Annotated in this window: 20 protein-coding genes; 5 read left to right on the plus strand and 15 right to left on the minus strand. The window is 40.1% G+C overall.

What is annotated here, in order from left to right; all coding sequences use genetic code 11:
• Nucleotides 1–15: 15 nt before the first annotated feature.
• Nucleotides 16–822: an SDR family oxidoreductase gene (locus tag FTU79_RS01600; RefSeq protein ID WP_078191399.1), complete on the minus strand. Its 807-nt coding sequence runs from the start codon at nt 820–822 to the stop codon at nt 16–18.
• Nucleotides 823–866: 44 nt separating this feature from the next.
• Nucleotides 867–1,538, minus strand: coding sequence for a hypothetical protein (locus tag FTU79_RS01605; protein WP_180048760.1), 672 nt, complete (start codon nt 1,536–1,538; stop codon nt 867–869).
• 184 nt (nt 1,539–1,722) lie between these two features.
• Between FTU79_RS01605 and FTU79_RS01610 the strand changes: the two genes are divergently transcribed.
• Nucleotides 1,723–4,617: a valine--tRNA ligase gene (locus FTU79_RS01610; RefSeq protein WP_180048761.1), complete on the plus strand. Its 2,895-nt coding sequence runs from the start codon at nt 1,723–1,725 to the stop codon at nt 4,615–4,617.
• A gap of 45 nt (nt 4,618–4,662) precedes the next feature.
• On the opposite strand, the gene FTU79_RS01615 is transcribed toward FTU79_RS01610, so the two are convergent.
• The 8 genes from FTU79_RS01615 to def form a co-directional block, all read right to left on the minus strand.
• Nucleotides 4,663–5,547, minus strand: coding sequence for an S-4TM family putative pore-forming effector (locus FTU79_RS01615; RefSeq protein WP_180007562.1), 885 nt, complete (start codon nt 5,545–5,547; stop codon nt 4,663–4,665).
• 5 nt (nt 5,548–5,552) lie between these two features.
• Entirely contained in the window at nt 5,553–6,554 is a 1,002-nt protein-coding gene (locus tag FTU79_RS01620; protein WP_180007561.1) for a hypothetical protein, read from the minus strand.
• Nucleotides 6,555–6,837: 283 nt separating this feature from the next.
• Complete coding sequence (locus tag FTU79_RS01625; protein ID WP_180007560.1) at nt 6,838–7,206, minus strand: endonuclease domain-containing protein; 369 nt, start codon at nt 7,204–7,206, stop codon at nt 6,838–6,840.
• A gap of 170 nt (nt 7,207–7,376) precedes the next feature.
• The gene (locus FTU79_RS01630; protein WP_180007559.1) at nt 7,377–8,417 is read right to left on the minus strand and encodes a molecular chaperone DnaJ; all 1,041 of its coding nucleotides are present in this window, start codon (nt 8,415–8,417) and stop codon (nt 7,377–7,379) included.
• A gap of 90 nt (nt 8,418–8,507) precedes the next feature.
• A complete protein-coding gene (locus FTU79_RS01635) occupies nt 8,508–8,744 on the minus strand; it encodes a hypothetical protein (protein WP_180007558.1) in 237 nt (78 codons plus the stop codon).
• A complete protein-coding gene (locus tag FTU79_RS01640; protein ID WP_180007557.1) occupies nt 8,734–8,886 on the minus strand; it encodes a hypothetical protein in 153 nt (50 codons plus the stop codon). Before FTU79_RS01640 ends, FTU79_RS01635 begins: the two co-directional genes overlap by 11 nt.
• Before the next feature lie 18 nt (nt 8,887–8,904).
• Entirely contained in the window at nt 8,905–10,116 is a 1,212-nt protein-coding gene (locus FTU79_RS01645; protein WP_180048762.1) for a GGDEF domain-containing protein, read from the minus strand.
• A gap of 190 nt (nt 10,117–10,306) precedes the next feature.
• Complete coding sequence (gene def / locus FTU79_RS01650) at nt 10,307–10,789, minus strand: peptide deformylase (protein ID WP_180025816.1); 483 nt, start codon at nt 10,787–10,789, stop codon at nt 10,307–10,309.
• A gap of 741 nt (nt 10,790–11,530) precedes the next feature.
• Here def and FTU79_RS01655 point away from each other — a divergent pair.
• Nucleotides 11,531–12,811 (plus strand): MFS transporter, encoded by a 1,281-nt coding sequence (locus tag FTU79_RS01655; protein WP_180025817.1) that lies wholly within the window; start codon nt 11,531–11,533, stop codon nt 12,809–12,811.
• A 53-nt stretch (nt 12,812–12,864) separates the two neighbouring features.
• Here the strand turns inward: FTU79_RS01655 and FTU79_RS01660 are convergent, their stop codons facing one another.
• The 4 genes from FTU79_RS01660 to pnuC form a co-directional block, all read right to left on the minus strand.
• Nucleotides 12,865–13,362, minus strand: a complete 498-nt coding sequence (locus FTU79_RS01660; protein ID WP_180048763.1) for a DUF2505 family protein — start codon at nt 13,360–13,362, stop codon at nt 12,865–12,867.
• A gap of 166 nt (nt 13,363–13,528) precedes the next feature.
• Nucleotides 13,529–13,822 (minus strand): hypothetical protein, encoded by a 294-nt coding sequence (locus tag FTU79_RS01665; protein WP_180048764.1) that lies wholly within the window; start codon nt 13,820–13,822, stop codon nt 13,529–13,531.
• 95 nt (nt 13,823–13,917) lie between these two features.
• Complete coding sequence (locus FTU79_RS01670) at nt 13,918–14,217, minus strand: hypothetical protein (protein ID WP_180048765.1); 300 nt, start codon at nt 14,215–14,217, stop codon at nt 13,918–13,920.
• A gap of 77 nt (nt 14,218–14,294) precedes the next feature.
• The gene (gene pnuC / locus FTU79_RS01675) at nt 14,295–14,879 is read right to left on the minus strand and encodes a nicotinamide riboside transporter PnuC (protein ID WP_180005315.1); all 585 of its coding nucleotides are present in this window, start codon (nt 14,877–14,879) and stop codon (nt 14,295–14,297) included.
• Between the two features lie 222 nt (nt 14,880–15,101).
• Here pnuC and FTU79_RS01680 point away from each other — a divergent pair, with 222 nt between their 5' ends.
• From FTU79_RS01680 to FTU79_RS01690, 3 genes are read left to right on the plus strand one after another with little or no spacing between them, the layout of a single operon-like run.
• The gene (locus FTU79_RS01680) at nt 15,102–15,887 is read left to right on the plus strand and encodes a crotonase/enoyl-CoA hydratase family protein (RefSeq protein WP_180007551.1); all 786 of its coding nucleotides are present in this window, start codon (nt 15,102–15,104) and stop codon (nt 15,885–15,887) included.
• 54 nt (nt 15,888–15,941) lie between these two features.
• Nucleotides 15,942–16,832, plus strand: a complete 891-nt coding sequence (locus tag FTU79_RS01685; RefSeq protein ID WP_180007550.1) for an alpha/beta fold hydrolase — start codon at nt 15,942–15,944, stop codon at nt 16,830–16,832.
• A 50-nt stretch (nt 16,833–16,882) separates the two neighbouring features.
• Nucleotides 16,883–17,446 (plus strand): TetR/AcrR family transcriptional regulator, encoded by a 564-nt coding sequence (locus tag FTU79_RS01690; protein WP_180007549.1) that lies wholly within the window; start codon nt 16,883–16,885, stop codon nt 17,444–17,446.
• Here the strand turns inward: FTU79_RS01690 and FTU79_RS01695 are convergent.
• Nucleotides 17,428–17,916 carry a hypothetical protein gene (locus FTU79_RS01695; RefSeq protein WP_180048766.1) on the minus strand — a complete coding sequence of 163 codons (489 nt, stop codon included), beginning with the start codon at nt 17,914–17,916 and terminating at the stop codon, nt 17,428–17,430. The genes FTU79_RS01690 and FTU79_RS01695 overlap by 19 nt on opposite strands.
• Nucleotides 17,917–18,137 lie beyond the last annotated feature (221 nt).

The following is an 18,137-nucleotide window of genomic DNA, read 5'->3' on the forward strand; positions in this document are numbered from 1 at the left end:
TAAACTTGATAAAATTTACTTCACTTTGGTTTTACGAATCATTTTATACAACGTTGTTGGTGATAAACGTGACACCCAAACACCGAGCTTTTCTTTAGAACCACCCACCACGATGTATTCTTCCCCTCGTTGCAAAGATTGCACTACTGTTTCGGCAAACTCATTGGCTTCTAGACCATTTTCAATGGCTTCATCCTGATGCCCTTGTGGCTTGCCGGCACCATTGAGTGCATTAAATGAAACATTGGTTTTGACAAATCCGGGGAATATCACCGATACGCCCACCCCTTGATCCGCCACTTCTGCACGTAGACTGTTTGCCCACATATGAATGGCAGCTTTTGCAGCAGAATAGGTCGCGCGGTATTGTGTCCCTAATAAGCCTGCAACACTTGAAACAAAAGCAATTCGACCAGACTTTTGTGCTAAAAATGTCGGTAAAACGGTTTTGGTTAAATAGACTTGCGAAAAATAATCTACTTCCATGATGGCACGTTCAGTTTGCATAGTCGTATCCGTAATCAATGCACGCTGACTCAATCCCGCATTATTGATTAGCCAGTCAATTCGACCTTTATGCGCAAGGACTTGTTCATAAGCATGGCGAACTTGTTCTTCATTGGTAATATCTGCACACACTGAAAGATGCTGATCTGGATGTAATAATGAAACACGGACTTTTTCCAACTCTTCAAAACGACGTGCGGTCAAAATGACCTGCGCCCCTTGCAAAGCACATTCTTTTGCTAAAGCTTCACCCAAACCTGACGATGCCCCAGTAATCCATACCACTTTTCCGTTCAAATCATCACGTTTTGCCATTTTGACATCCTTTTAAATAACTAATTTATTCATTTATATGTATTTTATGCTTTACGTAGTACAGGCTCATTGTTCAAAAACACCATAAAATGATCAAAGTACTGACTCATCGATTGTGCATCATAAATTTTGCCGAGTTTATCAAAACGTTTATAACCGAGTTGCGTGGTGAGATTGATGACACCGGTTAAAGTTTTATCCACCACCATGTTAAATTTCAGCATTTTTTTCGGTTCACGCACCAAATGCGTCACCCCTGCATCGACCACTTGCGTGAATGCTTTCAACGCGAGCGGCACGTATTGATTTTGCCCATCTTTCATCTGACTGACATAGCCCAGCAAGTCAGTGGCTAAAGAGGCATCGATCGGATAATGCATATAATGCTGACCATCTTCGCTGTAAAAACGTCCATATAAATAATTTACCATCGGTACAAGGCGGTCATTGCTGAAAAAAGACACCGACCACGGCATATATTTACGGGTCGTTTCACGTATTTGCTGAATAATTTTTTCGGATTCATTGTCTCCAGACTTATTCATGCGCGCCATTTGGCCAAAAACTTGATCTAAAATTTCACATGCAATATCCGCTAGATTATCCCCTAAGGCTTTGGACTGACTTTCTGTTTCACCTACATTGAGTTTTTGATGAATTGTCTCAAAACGTTGATATGTCGTAGGTTGAATCTTTAAAGAAATAGAATAAGTCATTTGATATTGCTCCTTTTATCTTAGTTTTGGGATCAATGGATACTTCTTATCTTAGGTCCTATCATACGGACTCTTTTATTTACTGCCAAATCCTAAAAGTTAACATTCGCCCAACATCCCTAATTCAACATTTTTTTTGCTACAATAGATCTAATTTTTTATCCACTTTTGATCTGTTTAGACTATGACTGATTCAGCGCAAAATATTGCTACGACCTACGATCCGACCGAGATCGAAAAAAAATGGTACAAGACTTGGGAAGAGAGAGGCTACTTCAAGCCATCTCAAAAAGGTGATTCATTCTGTATTATGATTCCGCCACCAAACGTCACTGGTAGCTTGCATATGGGTCATGGTTTCAACAATGCCATTATGGATGCGTTGACTCGTTATAACCGCATGTCTGGCAAAAATACCCTTTGGCAGCCGGGTACCGACCATGCAGGTATCGCAACGCAAATGGTTGTTGAACGTCAATTGGGTGCTGAAGGCATCAGCCGTCACGACCTTGGCCGTGAAAAGTTCATCGAAAAAGTGTGGGAATGGAAAGAACAATCTGGCGGGAACATTACCCGTCAAATTCGTCGTCTAGGCTCATCTGTAGACTGGTCACGTGAACGCTTCACCATGGATGAAGGTCTTTCAAATGCCGTTAAAGAAGTATTTGTTAAGCTACATGAAGAAGGCTTAATTTACCGCGGTAAACGCCTAGTCAACTGGGACCCTAAACTACAAACTGCCCTTTCTGACTTGGAAGTTGAGTCTGATAAAGAAGAAGCAGGTTCACTGTGGCACTTCAAATACTTCTTTGAAGACAAATCAATCCGCACCCACGATGGTAAAGATCACATTGTCGTTGCGACCACTCGTCCTGAAACATTGCTTGGCGATACAGCTGTTGCGGTTGCGCTTGATGATGAACGCTATGCAGCGCTTGTTGGCAAGAACATTATCTTGCCAATTACAGGCCGTGCTGTTCCAATCGTTAAAGACGAATATGTAGACAAAGAATTTGGTACAGGCTGTGTGAAAATCACCCCTGCGCACGACTTCAATGACTATGAAGTGGGCAAACGCTGTGAACTTCCAATCATCAACATCTTCAACAAAAATGCTGAAGTTCTTGCTGAATTTGAATACATCGCGAAAGCGGGCGAGCAAATTTCTAAAACCATTCCTGCCCCTGCGGACTACATTGGTTTAGAACGTTTTGCTGCACGTAAAAAATTGGTTGCTCAAGCTGAAGCTGAAGGCTGGTTAGATCAAATTCAACCGTACACCTTGAAGCCACCTCGCGGTGACCGTTCAGGCGTGATCGTTGAGCCACTTCTAACAGACCAATGGTATGTGAAGATCGCTCCTCTTGCTGAGCCTGCAATTAAAGCGGTTAAAGATGGCGACATCAAATTTGTACCTGAGCAATACAGCAACATGTACATGGCGTGGATGAACAACATTCAAGACTGGTGTATTTCACGTCAATTGTGGTGGGGTCACCGTATCCCTGCTTGGTACGATGCTGAAGGCAACGTATTTGTCGGTCGCGACGAAGCTGAAGTTCGTGCGAAAAATGGCATTGCGCCTGAAGTTGAATTGAAACAAGACGAAGACGTGCTTGATACATGGTTCTCTTCTGGTCTTTGGACATTCTCAACTTTAGGTTGGACTGGCGACGCGGCGAAAGACAAAGAAAACTACTTCTTAAATACATTCCACCCAACAGATGTATTGGTGACAGGTTTTGACATCATCTTCTTCTGGGTTGCGCGTATGATCATGATGACCATGCACTTCATGAAGAATGAAGATGGTACGCCACAAGTGCCGTTCAAAACTGTGTATGTACACGGTTTGGTACGTGATGGCGAAGGTCAGAAAATGTCTAAATCTAAGGGCAACGTGCTTGACCCATTAGATTTGATTGATGGTGTTGATCTTGAAACTTTAGTACAAAAACGTACTACAGGACTCATGAACCCGAAACAAGCGGCGAAGATTGAAAAATCAACACGTAAAGAATTCCCTGAAGGTATTCAATCTTACGGTACTGACGCTGTACGTTTCACTTTCTGTGCGCTTGCGAACACAGGTCGTGACATTAAGTTCGACATGAAACGTGTTGAAGGTTACCGTAACTTTGCCAACAAAATCTGGAACGCTACCCGTTTCGTGATGATGAACTGCGAAGAGCAAGTGATTGGTATCGATGCTCGTCAAGACCTTTGGGAATTGCCTGAACAGTGGATCGTGAGCCGTCTGCAAAAAGCAGAACAAGCGGTGCAAACAGCATTCGCGACGTATCGTTTAGACTTGGCTGCACAAGCGATTTACGAGTTCATTTGGAATGAATACTGTGACTGGTATGTAGAGCTGACTAAGCCTGTTCTAAATGACGAAAACGTATCAACTGAGCGTAAAGCTGAAGTACGTCGTGTGCTTCTTTCTGTGATGGAAGCATCTTTACGTTTAGCGCATCCATTAATGCCTTACTTAACCGAAGAAATCTGGCAAACACTTGCGCCGAAGTTAAACATTTCGGGCGAAACGATTATGCTTGCACAGTACCCTGTTGCTGACCAAGCGTTAGTGAATGAGCAAGCTGAAGCAGATATGCAATGGCTTCAAGGTTTGATTGGTGCTGTACGTAACATCCGTGGTGAAATGGGCTTAGGTAATGCGCGTTTGTTGCCTGTACTTCTTCAAAACACGACTGATGCTGAAAAAGCACAGATCACTCGTATTGAAGCGTTATTCACAGCGTTGGCTAAAGTTGAAAGCATTACCTTCTTGGCTGATGCTGAACAACCACCATTGTCTTCTTCATCTGTTGTAGGTCATGTGTCTGTATTCGTTCCAATGAAGGGCTTAATTGACCCTAAAGCGGAATTGGGTCGTCTGCAAAAAGACTTAGACAAAGTGCAAAAACAGCATGATCAAATTGCCACTAAACTTGGCAATGAAGGTTTTGTGGCGAAAGCGCCTGCTGCTGTAGTAGAAGGCGAGAAAGTTAAACTTGCTGAGTTTGCTGACCAGTTAGCGAAGATTAAAGCGAATATGGAGCAGATTGCAGCGCTTTAATGCTGTAGTTTGATTCAAAAAATCCCCTCTTAGTGAGGGGTTTTTTTAATCTTTTACCCATATTTTAGATTTAGCCTCCAACACATACTTACGACCTTCAGCAAAAAAATCTGGTACAGATAAATTAGACTTACGGTAGTCATCAATACAATTTTGTATTTTTGAAATCAGAGCGATGTTCATTTTTTTTGCGAAGGACATCCCAACTAAATCTTTTAATTCACAAAACAAAAAAATACACCTATTAAGTTTATATAAGTCCAAAATATGTTTTATCAATGGCATCAAAAAAGCACTCATATAACATAAATAAAAAATGATAATTTCATAAATCATTTTTTGTTTAGAATAGAAACCATCAGACCAGAAAGAAAAAACAATGAATAAAGAACCACCTAAAATTAGAAAATTTAAAATAGATAAAAATATTACATAATGTTTTTTAAGTTCTCTAGTCCACATAAGATTTTGCTTTTGACAAGATATGATATCTTCTGGAAATGCTTTATTACCAATTGCTGATGTATACCAGCCTTCAATCTTTTCTAGATTACCTACTTTTGAATTATGTTTTTCAGCATATTTTGATGCTTTTATCTCATCTTGGGTTGTTATGTCATAATTCAAATCGAATAAATTACTATCAAATTTTTTTTGAAATTTAGATGCAGACTCCCTATCAGACTCAAAACCCCATATTAAAAAATAAGAAACAATAGCAACACCAATACAAAATAACTCTCTAATTACAGAATAAGTATCATCTGCCTGTATAGAATTATTTAAGACCAAGACACTTATGGCAAATATCAGAATACTAAACAGCCTTACTATTGACCTTTTTGCTTTAAGGTCACTATTTATTTGTCTTTGAGCTGCTAAAAATCTTAAATTTTCGTCTAGATTTTGCTTATGTAAGATATTAGACACTTAAATCATCCATAAGCAGGAAAAAATGAACCCAATACTTTTTCCCAATATTCAAAGGCTCTTTCTTTTTCACCAATACTTTCATAGTAATTACCATATTTAATATTTTCCAAGTCATTGGTAACACGTGCATGAATTTTATTTTGAACATCATGATCTAATCTGTTGATATTACCTTCAATCCCTTTTGGATCTTCAACCCAAGAGTAAATATTATCACGTATATAAATTAGACTTTTTTCAACTTCTTCTTGCAAAGTTCCTGCTGTTGTCAACCATCTTGATTTATAAAAATATAACAACATAACTTCCAACAAATATGATGATGGTATAGACGGCTTTCTATCTTGTTTGTTCCAATATTTCATCAAACGAATAATTTCTAATACTTTTCCATTATGCTGTCGATTAACTTCCGTTGCTAAAGTCTGATCTTTCCTTGGATCAGTTTGCATCCAATAATTACCATTCCCACTTGGGATTAAATAAACTCCACTTTGAGTATAAAAACATGGAACTAAATCGAAGTTCCATTCATTACTGGTCATTTGAAATGTCACAGCTTGCTGACGTCTGTTTAATTGTGGATTTTGATACCCGCTCATTCCACTCAACATGCGCTTAAATCTATTCAGAACCTTAATAGGACTCAAAGTATCATCATCATTCAGAAGTTGAGACCAAATCCCTTTATCCAATGGATTTAGAATTGAAATAATAGCTTCATCATAATTGGTAGCTTCATTCCATACTAGTTTGCCACCATTTAGACCTATCATTTGATCGATATCATCAAGTGGTTTAACTTTAGTTCTTCTAGAAAATGAGCCAAATGGCAAATTATAGGTTTCTGCAAAATCTAGCTTTTCCAAACTATTGTCATTAAGTCTTTTAATTTGCTCTAGCAAGTGATCTCTGCTTCTTCTACCTGCATCAGTGCGACTTTTTACCAAATTAACTTTATCTTCAACTAATCGAGTAAGTGCACCATTAATCGTTCTTGCCATTTTTATATCTCTTATTTCTAAATGCATTCTTTTATAAATATGGGTTATATACATTTTTTCAACAAAAAATCATCATTTCTTTACAATATTAATTAAATTATTGTTTTTATTATTTTTAATTTCTATAACGGGGGAGTGAGTAATGCTAGATTCAATGAGTATAGGAATTTCACAATGGTGTTCCCTCTCCTCTCAGGAGAGGGTTAGGGAGAGGTGCTTCTAGTTTTTTCCATTATAAATTCTACCCTCACCCTAGCCCTCTCCCCGAGGGAGAGGGAATTTTTCATTCTTGATTTACTTTCAGCTCAAGACATAAATTCCACAAATCCTCCAACACCACATCCGTCCTCCCCAACACATCATAATTCCAATATCGTACAACAGTTAAACCCAAAGCCTCTAAAAACTTAGTTCGCTCAGCATCGTATTCAATCGCATCATTCGTTCCATGCTGACTACCATCCAACTCAATCACTAAACCAATTTCATGACAGTAAAAATCCACAATATAAAGTTTGATCACATGCTGACGGCGGAATTTCAGGTTCATAAAACGTTTGGCACGTAGAATTTGCCACATGAGGTTTTCAGCATCGGTGGCTGTGTGGCGCATGTTTTTGGCAAACTCTAATAATACAGGGTCTATTTTCATTTTTATTTCCCTCTCCCTAGCCCTCTCCCATAGGGAGAGGGAACATTCATTGTGAATCTAATTTTTATTATGAAATTTCAGCCCCACTAATACATCCAAATTTATAACTTAAATTTGATATGTAATGGATTTCCCCTCTCCTTTCAGGAGAGGGTTAGGGAGAGGTGATTTTATAAAACCCCATTCCCCAACAACACTTCCAACCCTTTCACCTTCTCCATATATTTCAGCCGTTCTTTTTCCCACTTCACTTGCTCTTTCAGCACTGCAACATCGCCATCAATCACCTTATACACATCTTTCACCTGCATATTTTTCGGCTTCGGCTTTTCGCTCCAGTGAAAACTATCCGTAATGTCATCTATCTGACTGGCTAGGCGTTGGCTTTGAGCCTCTAAAGCCGTTTTATAAAACTTTAAATGTTCATCAGTTAAAGCTTTAGGGCTTTTGCCTTTATTGGTTTCAAGCTGTAATTGCAGCTTTAATAAATAAAACAAATCCTGTGCTTCATGAGCTTGATTCACCACTTGCTGCAACTCGGTTTTTTCCGCTTTTTTAGCTTCATCAGGTTCACGGTCTGGGTGAATCATAGCGGTGATTTTTAAATACACGGTTTTCAGTGATTGATTCACTAACTTTTCAGTTTGCTCACGTTTTTGCTCTAACCGTTTACGCTGATGCTCTTCTTTTTCACGTTGATATTGCTCACTGTCCCATTCTTCATAAGACTCATGTTGTTCTGTAGCTTCTTGTTCAACATCAAAATGACCTTCTACTTTGCTCTGTTCAGTTTGGGTCAACTTAGCTTTTTTATTCGGCTTTTGATTATGTGCATGATGCTGCTGATAAAAAACATCCACCTCAGCAACCTTTTCAAGTTCGGCAGTATTTAAGTAATTGGATTTTTTCAACTGCTTTGCCAATTTCGCAAGCTTGGCATCGAGCTGAGCTAAATCCGCTTTGGCAAAGTCTTCTTGCTGTATGTGCAACCAAAGCTGTGCAAGCTGACGGTAGTACACCGCATGCAAATCACGATATATCGGCACAAGTTTCAGTTGGATATAACTCTGAATCTCACTTTTGGCATTTTGCCAAAGCTGTAAGTCTTGCTTTTGCTGTTCGATTTGCTCAATCAGTTTGTTCAGCTTTTTATGCTGTGGGGATAAAGCTTCAACACTCGGGAGTAAACTGACTTTTAACTCAAAAGACATAAGCAAATTTAACGCAAAAAGAAAATTATAGCCGATCTAAGCACTAAACTTTTGAGCACTTTGCCTAAATCAAAAATCACGTTTTATGAATTAACGCTCAAACCGATGCAAATATTGACTCAACTCTTCCCGAACCACCACCTCATGTCCTGCATGACTTCGACTTTGTTCCAAAAGATGCTCAGAGTCGATCACTGCCACGCGATGACCATCCGCAATTAAACGATCTACACCTTCAAACAACATTCGGACACCAACATCGTGTATCAAAGAAATATTAGTCAGATCTAAAACAATATGGTTATTCGCGACAGGTTCATTCTGCAATAGTCGCTGCCTCATTACAGATGAAGCGCTGTTGAACACATTTTTGTACCCACGCCGCTAAGCCATGATCAAAATGAATATTCTTTTGCTCGGTCTGAAAGTGGAGCTGCGCTAATCCGAGCTGAAATTGTAATTGCTGCATAACTATCATTTAAATTATTTAATCTTCTGCCAAGTTTAACTCACGAAAGCTGCGTACTTGGTTACGACCTTGTTGCTTTGCCATGTACAGCGCTTGATCGGCCATACGCGTGACCACAGCAGACGGTGTTCCCTCAATTGCTGTTGCCACACCAAAACTTGCACTAATCTTCAACATTTGATGGTTGGCTATCATGGTTTCAGCTTCAAAAATTGCCAATCGACAGCGTTCAGCCACGTCTATCGCCTGCTCTAAACTCTGATTTTTTAGAATTAAAATGAATTCTTCACCGCCATAACGCCCAACCACATCTTGTACACGAGTATTGTCATTTAAAATTTGAGCAACACGTTGTAAAACGGCATCTCCTGCATCATGTCCATATTGGTCATTGATCAATTTAAAATGGTCGAGATCAAGCAAAACCACTGCAAATTCAGGCCGTGTCTGTTTGCTGAGCGTATCAAGTTCATGACTGACATAACGACGGTTAAACACATTGGTCAGGCCATCAACACGGCTGAGGACTTCCATCTTTTGTTCACGGTGTCGCCACTGTAAAAGCAAAATCTGAAAAAATACTGCACTGACGATCAATATGGGCAAATACAACTCCGCCATACTCATGAGCCAAAAGGCGTTGTCGTAAAACTCACTCTGTTTTAAAGCTGGGCTGAAAATCGGTGCATATTCTAGATGGTCAATCGAAGTTTGATAGCAAATGTAGCCAATAAACAGTGTGATCGGAAATGTAATACTGAGCATAATCGCAGGACGATAAAAAACCAAACCGACCATCAGCAGATTGACCGTCCCCGCCATAGTGGCAGGACTATAGATCCCGATCATATAGCCACCATAGATCATGCCGATCCCAAACAGGACGGGCGCAAAATAGCTAAAAAACAGTCTAAAATTTAAATATTTTTTGAAATAAAGACTGAGTACTGCCAATACGCCATAACTGAGTAGGACTATACAAGCGACGATGATCCTGAACTTGAGTTCACTCGGATTAAACCAAATCCGATTGGTCGAATAATAAAAATTCATGATGCACCACTTCAACACGCTAACTTGACTCAGCATGCCAAAGATGAGGAGTAAACGCCCTTTATCGTAGTCAGACCAATTGATGATGAGATAGTCTGACTCAAACAAAAGATGCTTCAATTTACGCCATTGTACGCCCCATTTCGTACAGACAGCATTGCCCCAATTTTTCCCCATTAATCTACTTTTTTATTTTATTATTTCGCTAGTTATACAAGGTTTTAGCTTCAAAAAGAAAGTCTATTTTCACAGTTAAGCATGCAATCTTTGAAGCCTTTAAACTTCACTTGCACCACTATTCAAATTACTTTTCCGCTATTTTTTTAGCTCAATTGGTCACTTTTATATTTTTGGAATAGCACGGTTTTTATTCTAAACGCTCGGTGAATAAGATCCCATTCAGATGATCGACCTCATGTTGTACGATCCGTGCGGGAAAGCCATTCAAGGTTTTCTCTTTGACTTCACCTTGAAGGGTCAAATATCGCACGTGAATTTGCTCGGCTCTCGGGACTTGTCCTCGTGCATTCGGCACACTTAAGCAGCCTTCTTCACCCAAAACTGTGGTCGTAGATCGAGATGTAATCACTGGATTGACCATCACGATCGCCTCCATTTCAGGCGCATCGGGATAGCGTAAATTTGCACGTGAAGCCACGATAATCACCCGCTTTGAAACATAAATTTGCGGTGCGGCAATGCCTACGCCTTGACGCTCAAGCATAGTGGCATGCAGTGTTTCACTTAGTGCAGTTAACCATGCAGAACCTATTTCAGATGCTTGTACCTCTGCGGCAGTGAGCGTCAAAATCGCTTCTCCACGCTGTGCAACAGCAGCAATATGACTCATGTATTTATCCTTTTTTAAGTCTAGCGGGCTTAAATTATTTAACTGATGTTACGCACGTAAAAGTAATTACGCATTTTTAAAATGATATTTAAGTTTATTCGACGGAGTCTTACATCTAGGATTTAAATAAAGGGATTAGCCTTCGGCTGGAGGTACTCTTACGAAACGTTGTTTCTCATTCGGCAAAATGAGAAGCAAAGCTTCGCAAGGAAACCATCTTGCGGTGCAATGCACCTCACCGACAAAACTCGTTCACTAGTATCAAATTGTTCAAAGTATCGCAAAAACTTTTTTGATTAGAAGGAGTCCTGTCTCAAACACTTGCGGATGACGTTACCGCGTATCATTCTTTCATTTGAATCAAATAACGCTTCTGATGTTACTGCGTAATATCAGTTATTTAAAAAAAACAACCATGCAATATGCATTATTATCGGTTCTGAGTATAAAACAACAGCATGCTATGGCTTTGAATCTTTTGTGGTTTATATAGAGCACAAAGTAAAATAGTAGATCATACTACCCTATACCATTGATATTTATCATTTATACATCAAGGTGTGCCATTATCTATTAGCAATCATTCTTTTAGTTAATGCGACTTTATCTATATTATTTTGTTCTTAATTAATAATATTTTCATAACTATAAGTTTTTAATAAGGCAACAAAGTTTGATTATTCAATAAAAATTTGAATCACTAAAATCCTCAAATGCTATTTGCTGCTGGAAAATATTTGCATGGAAGCTCAGCCACGCCTGACTCGTCAAGATAAACGTACCCTCGGACTGTCATCACTCGGTGGCGCACTTGAGTTTTATGACTTCGTTATTTATGTATTTTACGCCAAAATTATTTCGGAACTGTTTTTCCCCACTGGCCTCAGTCCATTTTGGGCGATGCTGAATACCTACGGTATTTTTGCCGCAGGATATTTTTTCCGCCCATTGGGTGGTGTGGTAATGGCGCATTTTGGCGATTTGATTGGTCGTAAGCGTTTATTTAGTTTGTCTATTTTACTCATGGCTTTGCCTACGCTGATGATCGGTGTGATGCCAACTTTTGAAAGTATTGGCTATGCAGCACCGCTTCTGCTCCTACTGATGCGCGTGATTCAAGGCATCGCGATTGGTGGTGAAATCCCTGCGGCATGGACTTTTGTTTCAGAGCATGTGCCTGAGCAAAAAATTGGTATCGCCAACGGCCTACTTACTGCCGGATTATCTTTGGGTATCCTATTGGGCGCACTAATGTCTTTGTTTATTTCATTACAATTTACAGAGGCAGAAATCCATGACTGGGCATGGCGGATTCCATTTATTCTAGGCGGAATCTTTGGTTTTGTAGCGCTCTATCTCCGCAGTTATTTAAAAGAAACGCCTGTATTTAAAGCTATGCAAGAAAAGAAACAATTGGCTAAAGAGCTTCCTGTGAAACAAGTGCTGCAACAGCACAAAACAGGCGTTGTGATTGGTATGCTGTTTACATGGTTCTTAACTGGCTGTGTTGTTGTGCTGATTTTAGCGATGCCAAATTTACTCACGGGCGCCTTTGGTTTTGAACGGGCCGATGCCTTTAAAATGCAAAGTGCCGCTATTGTGATGCAAATGGTCGGTTGTATCTTGGCAGGTCTTTTGGCAGATCGCTTCGGTGCGGGTAAAGTGATGCTGTTCGGTTCACTCCTTGTCGCAATAATCGCGGGCGTGTTCTATAACAGCTTGGGCCATGTGGCAGCATCGACCGTGTTTGCGCTCTATATGTTGCTCGGTTTGGCATCAGGTACGGTTGGTATGGTGTCTTATAGTATGGTGAAAATGTTCCCTGCACAGATTCGTTTCTCGGGCATTTCATTTTCATACAATTTGGCCTATGCCATCGCGGGTGGTATCACCTTGCCGTTGGTTCAATGGTTGAGTTTATACAGCAACATTGGCGCTATGTATTATATTTGGACCGTCTGTTTGGTGACCTTCTTTACTGCGATGCTTTATCGTCAACGTTTTGAAAAAACATCTCATTAAAATAATAAAAAAGCGGTCAATGACCGCTTTTTTTAAATCTCTTTCAAATCAATTCAGGCTTTTAAATTTTTACGCAATTCATCTTCTACAATTTCAATCTCAAGCTGACTAAAACGACGAATTTCACCTTCTGCATGTTTTTCAAGTAATCCACCAATAAGTGGAACTTTGACTTTCACCGTCCAGTCCAAATTGAAACTCACTTGTGTTGCATCACCACTGACACTTCTTTTACAATTGGCTTCGAGCGGTAGGTTCGGATCTAGTTTGACGTCAGAGGTTAATGCCGCCAAATTACTAATATCCGTACGTTTTAAGCGAAACGCATCTTTTAAAAATTTCTTGGCAATATCTGGAATATTTACATCAAGGTTATAGGCACGTTTTAAGGTATACATATCACCTGTTTTTTTTGATTCTAAAATTTCTAGATTTTCACCCGGTATGCGTTTGCACACCGCTTCATGCAAGCTGATATCTGCGGCTAGTCGTTTAAAATCTTCAATTGAAACGCCATGAATAGTGGCATTGACGGTAAATTGATGTGCCATTCTCGTAATCCTTCAGGTCAATATTGGTTTTATTGTTTTATTTCGCCCAGTCTACAGTTGCTAAAACTGTGCTTTGGATTAAATCGGAAAGCGCTGTGGCTGTCATTGACCTGAAACCAAGCTAGAAAAACAGAATTGCCATACTGCAACTCAGAGGGACTCTGCCTTAAAGGCTTTTTTGAAATATTTGCCCATGCTGATTTTTCAACTCGAGCTGAAATTCCCAGCCCGCATCAATTTTTAAATACATCCCTGCATAGGACAACTTTGCGTACCAATGACCAAAGTCGAGGCTAAAAATATCAAAGCTGGCTTGTTCAGGAAGCTGTTGTATTGGTTTTGCATGTATCAAAGCGCTTGGTTCAAAAGACGTGCAGTGCGAGCCATAATCATGAAAAAGTTCGAAACATAGCTGATTAAAAATTTTAAATGTTGAATCTTTTGGGTCAAGTTGCGTCATTGCTTTAATAACGTTCCATATCTTTTCATTTCTTCTTACGCTTATTTTTTTCTTTTTTAAAACGAATCTTTAAAGAGCTGATTTTAAAAATTTTATTAATTTAAAAGCATGCTATGCACCACACCATCCCGATCACGGTGTACCAATTTGATTACTTGTGAATAATCGATCAAAACGCTTTGGTGTTTGTAACTGATTTGGATGCCGTATTCATCTGCACCATCATCCAAACCGCTGATGCTACATTGCGTGCCTTGTGGAAATGCATTGAGCCATTCAGCGTTATACACATCTGCTATTTGTTCAAACTGAAAAAAGCTCGCTTTTTGCTGCAATAGAAACCCAGCTTGTCGATCAAAACGCAGTTGCTGCTCAAGTTGAAAGTCGATAATCATGACTCTGCACGCTCTTTACTTATTCATCGGGTTCGGAATCGGCTATTAAAAGTAGCTTTGCCATCACCCAATGATCCTTATAAAGCTTTCATCGCCTGTTGCTGCTGTTTATTTTTGACTTGTGTCCATTGCCACCAACCAAATGCCGCCAAGCCCACAAAACCAGCATACAACGCCGCAGTGAGATACAGGTCTTTGTATATAAACATACCCACATAGATAATATCGACAAATACCCAAAGCACCCAAGTAGCAATATGTTTCCGGCTGGTCCAATACGTTGCGAGTAAGCTAAACGCGGCCAATTGTGCATCCAAAATCGGTACGGCTGCATCGGTAAAATAGTGCAAACTTAAACCAAAAATCAAACCGCCCACCGCTGCTAAGAGCATTTGAAAGATCACGAGTTTGGTCGCAATCGGTTCAATACGGATGTCATGATCTTGTTGTTTGCCCTTCAACCAGTGATAAAAACCGTAGAAGTTCACCACCACAAAGAAAAACTGCAAAATGGTTTCGCCATAAAGTTTGTAGGTATAAAACAAGTAGGCATACAGCAAAAAAGCTGCAAAGTTAAACCACCAACACCACATATTTCGCTTAATGGTTAAACTCACCCCGATTAAGCTAATAATAACTGCAAATATTTCTAAGTTCGACATGGTTGATTGGGCCTTAAAAAAGCTGCAGCTATTATGGAAAAAATCAGCCCAAAGGCAAGCTATATCACACACTATTTCATATCAACTCTGTAAATTTTAAATCAAACCACTCATCCACCAGACGATGATTTTGATGTTTTGAACGCATCAGTTTTGACAGTTTTCTAACAATCTTTTAAAAACTTAGCTATGCATAAAGAATAATTAGAAGGAATTATCCAAATGTCAGAACAACAAGGTCGTGTAAGTCGAGAAATTCGTGGTCATCTTTATTTAATCGGTTTGGACCGTGCAGATAAACGAAATGCGTTTGACAGTCATTTAATTCATGACCTTTCACTGGCGCTCACTGAATATGAAGATGATCCAAATTTACGCTGTGCGGTGATTTTTGCTCATGGCGATCATTTTACTGCGGGTCTAGATCTGGTCGAACTACAACCCAAACTTGGCAGCGGGCTGTTTAATTTTCCTGATCAGCAAATTAATCCGTGGGGAACCAACTCACGACAACGAAAAAAACCAGTTGTGGTCGCGGTACAAGGGTTCTGTTTTACAGCGGGTATTGAACTCATGCTGAATGCCGATATCGTGATCGCACAGCGTCACACGGAGTTTGCTCAAATGGAAGTGCAACGTGGCATTCTTCCTTTTGGTGGTGCAACAGTTCGTTTTGTCCAAGCAGCGGGTTGGAATAAAGCCATGCGCTATTTACTCACAGGTGAACGTTTCAATGCGCAAACGGCATATGACATGAACTTGGTGACTGAAATCACTGACCAAGCACCCTTATCTCGTGCCATTGAACTTGCGGAACAAATTGCGCAGGCTGCACCACTGGCGGTTCAGGCAACACTCGCTGCAGCACAGCAAGGTGTGCATTTGGGAGCCGATGCTGCCTTTGCTCAATTAGATCAGCACTTACAGCCATTACTAAAAACACAAGATGTACAAGAAGGCGTGATGGCCATGCTACAACGTCGCGCAGCCAATTTTCAGGGCAAGTAAGCCTTTATTTAAACTGAGTAAACCCTTTCCGTCCTGCCCATCCAGAGAAAAATTATGTCAACGGATTTAGAACCAGCAGCGCAAGAAATACATAGTACACCCGTGAGTTTCCCTGCAACCGATGGTTATACGCTTTCAGGCGTTGAATATCGGCCTAATACTGCCGCTAAGGCCAATATTATTATTTCAAGTGCGACAGGTGTACCTCAACAATTTTACCGTCGATTTGCCGAGTATGCCGCAGAACTCGGTTATCAAGTACTGACTTTTGATTATCGTGGTATTGGACGTTCTGCACCGTCAAAACTTAAAGGCTTTAAGATGTCCTACCTCGACTGGGGACGTTATGACCTTTCTGGTGCCATAGCTTATATGCAACAACACGGTCAGGAAACTTTTCTAGTGGGACACTCCTATGGCGGTCAAGCATTAGGCCTCACCTCAAATCACGATCAGATACGTGCCATGTATTGTTTTGGCACTGGCGTAGGTTGGCATGGCTATATGCCCTTTAAAGAAAAAATGAAGGTTCATGTGATGTGGAATATCGTTTTTCCGCCAATGGTTGCCGTCAAAGGATATTTGCCTTGGAGCAAACTCAATATGGGCGCTGACCTCCCTGTCGATGTCTATAAACAATGGCGCCGTTGGTGTAAAAACCCAACCTATTTCTTTGCCGACCCTGAGCTGAGTGAGTTATCTCAACAATATGCTGCTGTTCAAACGCCGATTTATGCGGTCGCTGCACTCGATGATGACTGGGCATTACCCAATTCACGACACGCTTTTATGCAGCATTATGCGCAAGCGTCAATGCACTATATCAATATTGAAGCGCAAGATTATGGTCTAAAACAGATTGGTCATATGGGATATTTCCGCAAAGGTGCTGAACCCTTATGGCAGGAAGTGATTGGAAGGTTTAACGAGCTATTAGTCGCCTAGACCAATTTACTTCATACATTGCACATTGAATTATTCGGATAGAGAGATACATGCGTCCACGGAAAAACACCTCTGAACATCTGTTGTTACAGTCAGCACACGCCTTTAAACGCTATGGCTATATGGGCTGCAGCATGGGGAAATTGGCTGAAGCCTGTGGACTCTCAAAAGCTGCGTTTTATTATGACTATCCGAATAAAGACGCTTTGCTGATGGAAATTTTAAACCTGACACACGTGAAGTTAAAGCACAGTATTTTTCAGCAATTACAGCAATCCACTGCATCACCTCAACAGACTTACCCGCACATCCATCAACTGGCCATCCAGTTTTTTAGCCAAGGTGGATTAGGTTGTTTAGTCGGGATATTAAGTATGGAACGTCAACATTTGCCTACCGAGATTTTTGCGAAATTACAGTCCATCTTTCACGAGTGGCAACTCGCCTTTGAAGTGTTTTTTCAGCGATGCATGAGCATCGAACATGCCGCGCAACTTGCCAAAATCAGCTTGGCGGATTATGAAGGCGCAATTTTAATGGCCCGAATAACCGATGATTTGAGTTATCTCGATTTAGTCCAAGATCGCATTTTGCTTCAACTTGCGGAGTCTTGATAGCGATATTCAATTTTATGTTCTTCGCCAAAACGGTCGACATGTGTATAAAACTCACCGTATCGGCCTAAATAATACTCGAGCGATTGATTGTAAAAACTCCAATAAATCGACCATTCATTCAGATCTAATTGGCGAATTTGAGTTTTACAATTGACTGGCATGCGACGTAAAAAAACTTCTTGTAACTGTTCGGCTACCTGTAGCGAATCTAATTTGTATTGTTGTTGAAAGAAAATTTCCGCAATATCATCAAAAAGTTGCTGTTCATATTCATCTACTTCAATGACATGATCGACGTCACGAATAGCATCATCATTCGATGCTAAAGAGATACTTTTCGATTTTTTTGGTGCTTGGTAACGCGTATATTTTTGACGATATTTTTCTGTTTTTATTATTTTTTTGACCACGATTCCTGCTGCAGACAACGCAATCAGAATACACATCACAATGAGAAAATTAACCATAATAACAACCTACTGCCGATGACGCGCATGCACATCTTGAATCATCGAATATTTTTATGGACTAATATAACGCACAATAACGTTTAAAATTCATCTCTGTACACGACAAATTTCACAGAACCCTTATCCTATCAGGATTCTGCTTTCTTAAAATTGCCAAAATTTCCTTAAACTCTTCTTTTTTCCCAAAACCAATTAAACGCTGAATCGCCATTTGAACA

The sequence above is a fragment of the Acinetobacter sp. YH12144 genome (assembly GCF_013418345.1).
In the GTDB taxonomy this organism is placed as follows: domain Bacteria; phylum Pseudomonadota; class Gammaproteobacteria; order Pseudomonadales; family Moraxellaceae; genus Acinetobacter; species Acinetobacter amyesii.